Annotated in this window: 3 protein-coding genes; 2 read left to right on the top strand and 1 reads right to left on the bottom strand. The window is 54.9% G+C overall.

Translation table 11 applies throughout. From position 1 onward, the window contains the following. On the top strand, window positions 1-887 hold an 887-nt coding region (locus ABJQ89_RS17660), incomplete at its 5' end, for an aspartate kinase (protein ID WP_348497472.1). Window positions 888-1,133: 246 nt separating this feature from the next. Next, window positions 1,134-3,374 (top strand): phosphoenolpyruvate--protein phosphotransferase, encoded by a 2,241-nt coding sequence (ptsP, locus tag ABJQ89_RS17655; protein ID WP_348497471.1) that lies wholly within the window; start codon window positions 1,134-1,136, stop codon window positions 3,372-3,374. Here the strand turns inward: ptsP and ABJQ89_RS17650 are convergent. After that, window positions 3,349-3,943 (bottom strand): EcsC family protein (locus tag ABJQ89_RS17650; protein ID WP_348497470.1); only part of this gene is annotated, 595 nt, incomplete at its 5' end. The genes ptsP and ABJQ89_RS17650 overlap by 26 nt on opposite strands.

Genomic DNA, 3,943 nt, shown 5'->3' with positions numbered 1-3,943 from the left:
CAGAGAATATCGTCGGCAAGTTCAACGAGGGCATGCGCGTTGCCGTTGTTGCGGGTTTCCAAGGGGTTAGCCCTGAGGGCCGCATCACAACGCTTGGTCGTGGCGGCTCTGACACGACGGCTGTCGCCTTTGCCGCTGCATTTGATGCAGAACGCTGCGACATCTACACAGACGTAGATGGCGTTTACACAACCGATCCACGTATCGCGGACAAAGCGCGCAAACTCGACAAGATCGCATTTGAAGAAATGCTAGAACTTGCCAGCCTTGGCGCGAAGGTTTTGCAAACCCGTTCCGTCGAACTGGCAATGCGTTACAAAGTTAAATTGCGGGTTCTCAGCTCGTTTGAAGAACAATCAGACACCGCAGGCACGCTCGTCTGCGATGAGGAGGAAATCATGGAATCCAACGTTGTCTCTGGTATCGCCTATAGCCGCGATGAAGCAAAAATGACCCTCGTCTCTGTGGCCGATCGCCCGGGAATCGCCGCTGCTATTTTTGGCCCGCTGTCCGAAGCTGGCGTCAATGTAGATATGATTATCCAGAACATTGCCGAAGATGGCCGCACGGACATGACATTCTCTTGCCCAACCGATCAGGTGAAGCGCGCAGAAAAAGCGATGGAAGATGCTAAAACATCCGGCGAGATCAATTTCCATGATCTGATTGCGGATACGGAAGTTGCCAAGATTTCTGCGGTTGGCATCGGCATGCGCAGCCAATCAGGGGTTGCTGCAAAAATGTTCAAGACGCTCAGCGATGAAGGCGTGAACATCAAGGTCATCGCGACCTCTGAAATCAAGATCTCTGTTTTGGTGGATCGCAAATATATGGAGTTGGCTGTGCAGGCGCTCCATGACGCGTTTGAGCTCGAAAAAGCGTCCTAAGTGACGATGATTTTCCGATCATTTTGATGATCGGACCGGTGCGAGGGGCCAGCCCCTCGCGCTCCCCGGGATATTTTCTGAGAGAGGAAATATGCCCAACAATTGTGCGACGAGCCGCTTTCCGCTTGATCGGGCGATTTTCTTTCCCGCTCTCTCCCTTTCCAAATCCTCATAACCCCTCCATAAGCTTTTTATGAGCGGTGGGTTTTTGATCTGCTGTTCTGCCGAGGGAGACGGAACCGCAAAATGCAGCACGGACGGGAAAGTGAAAGTCGCAAACTCTTAGGACGACTAAGAGACACTATGGCCAAGGACGGCGATGGGCAGCAGCGGCTGGATGAAATCACCCATTTGATCGCCACTTCGATGCAAACTGAGGTGTGCTCGATCTATCTATTTTGCGATGCCGAAACCCTAGAGCTTTGCGCGACTGAGGGTCTCCATTCAGAATCCGTTCACCAAACGCGCCTGCGTTTGGGCGAGGGACTCGTTGGCCGCGTTGCCAAGACCTCTAAAACCGTGAACACGGCGGATGCTCCATCTGAAAAAGGCTTCCGTTTCATGCCGGAAACTGGCGAAGAAATCTATTCTTCGTTCCTTGGTATTCCGATCCAACGCCTTGGCGAAAAGCTTGGCGTGCTTGTTGTACAATTCAAAGCCGCGCGTTTGTTTTCAGCGGACGAGCTCTATGCGCTTGAAGTCGTTGCGATGGTACTGGCTGAAATGACGGAACTCGGCGCCTTTGTTGGCGAGGGCGAAGCGCTTTCTGCGCGACATCAGCAACCCGTCTTGTTACGCGGCACCACTGGCCAAGAAGGCGCAGCGATTGGGCATGTTTGGCTCCATGAGCCACGTGTCGTCGTGACAAATCTCGTGGCTGAAGACCCCGAAAAGGAAAGCGGACGTCTGAGCGAGGCAGTAGATACGCTACGCGTAGGTGTGGACAAAATGCTTGATGGCGCAAAAGGCGGCGACGGTGAGCAGGTCGAAGTGCTTGAGGCCTACCGGATGTTCGCCAATTCCAAGGGCTGGATGCGCCGTATGCAGGAGGACATCGCCAATGGCCTGTCCGCTGAAGCTGCCGTTGAGAAAGAGCAAACACAAGCGCGCACGCGCCTAGGGCAAGTCACTGATACTTACCTGCGCGAACGACTCCATGACCTTGATGACCTGTCCAACCGCCTCCTACGTATCTTGACGGGTCAGGGAAGTGTAACCGGCGCTGATCTTCCTGCGGATCCAGTGCTTGTCGCGCGTAATATTGGCCCAGGGGAGCTGCTTGAATATGGCCGTTCGCTCAAGGGGATCGTGCTTGAAGAGGGATCTGTTGGCTCCCACGCGGCCATTGTCGCACGTGCGCTCGCTATTCCGCTTGTTGTGCATGCCGATCGCATCAGCAGTGAAGCGCTCAATGGCGATCACATCATGGTTGATGGCGATCAAGGGATCGTGCACCTGCGCCCTGACGATACTGTCAGCGCCGCCTTCGCGGACAAGATGGCAATGCAAGCTGACGCGCAAGAGCGATATTCAGCGCTGCGTGACAAGCCTGCGACGACAAAATGCGGCACGACGATTTCACTGACTATGAATGCGGGCTTGATGGCAGATTTGCCATCGCTCGAAAATTCTGGTGCTGAGGGCGTTGGCCTGTTTCGGACAGAACTTCAGTTCCTTGTTCGCAACCAAATGCCCAAGCGCTCTGAATTAAGCGCGCTCTATAGCCGTGTTCTGACGGCCGCGGGCGACAAGCCTGTCGTCTTTCGCACGCTCGATATCGGCTCGGACAAAGTCCTGACCTATATGAAGCCCAATGATGAGCCGAACCCAGCTTTGGGCTGGCGCGCGATCCGTGTCGGGCTTGATAAGCCGGGTGTGATGCGCATGCAGCTGCAGGCGCTTTTGCGCGCGGCAGCGGGGCGAAACTTGTCAATTATGTTCCCCTTCATTGCGCAATACAGTGAATATGTTGCAGCCAAAGAAGAGATGAACAAAGCGATTGAGCGCGAACGCCGCTTGGGAAATCCGCTACCGATTAAGATCAATATAGGCGCGATGTTGGAAACCCCATCGCTTGCCTTTGCGCCGCAAGCCTTCTTTGATGAGGTGGAATTCCTATCGATTGGTGGCAACGATCTAAAACAGTTCTTCTTTGCCGCTGACCGTGAAAACGAACGCGTGCGCCGTCGTTACGATACCTTGTCGATCCCGTTCCTAAGTTTCCTACAGGGTATCGTCACACGCAGTGAAGCCTCCAATACGCCGCTTTCGTTTTGCGGTGAAGATGCAGGTCGCCCGATTGAAGCCGCCTGCTTTGCGGCGATTGGCATCAAATCGCTGTCAATGCGTCCTGCGTCTGTGGGTCCGGTCAAACATCTGCTGCGGCGCGTTGATCTCGCGAAACTACGCGAGATCATTGAAGAGTGTCACGCAAGTGGTGCGCAATCCGTTCGCGAGCCGGTCACTGAATATCTGAAGACGGTTTAACGGCTTCGGATAATTTTAGAACGAGCTGCGCGCGGTCGACCCCATAGGTCTCGCTCGCGCGCATAAGACCGAAATGAACATGTGCCATTTCTTGGTAGTAACTTGTGTAGGCATAATTCGTCGCCGCGCCAGCGACAGCCCCAATCAGCGGCACTGCTTGCGCTGCCAATTTTTGGCCAAAGGCCGCCCCCAAACGCGGGGCGATTTGTGTGATGATGCCTTGTACCGTTGCGCCCGTTAGGGTCACGCGGGCACTTAAAAATCCCATATCAGCGCCATCATCATTCGCCAATGGACCGGCCGCTGCGAAAACATGCAGGCATTCGGCCTGTATTTCCGGGTCAGCAGGGTCAAAACCATATTCCGCTGCAATCCCTTGGATCGCGCGGAGGAGGACCGTCGTGGTCACAGGCAATTCGGCAAACGCTGTCGGCAAACCGCCCATCCCACCAGCAGCCCCCATCGCAGTGGTCGCAGCCGTATTGAGCCAATTCTTTTGATCCGGCACCACTCCCCTGCTCCGGAAAGCGGCGTCTTGGGCAATATTGAGCGCCTTGCTTGTGACCTCT

The organism is Planktotalea sp. (assembly GCF_039984035.1).
GTDB lineage: Bacteria > Pseudomonadota > Alphaproteobacteria > Rhodobacterales > Rhodobacteraceae > Planktotalea.
This window is presented reverse-complemented; position numbering and strand designations above follow the sequence as displayed.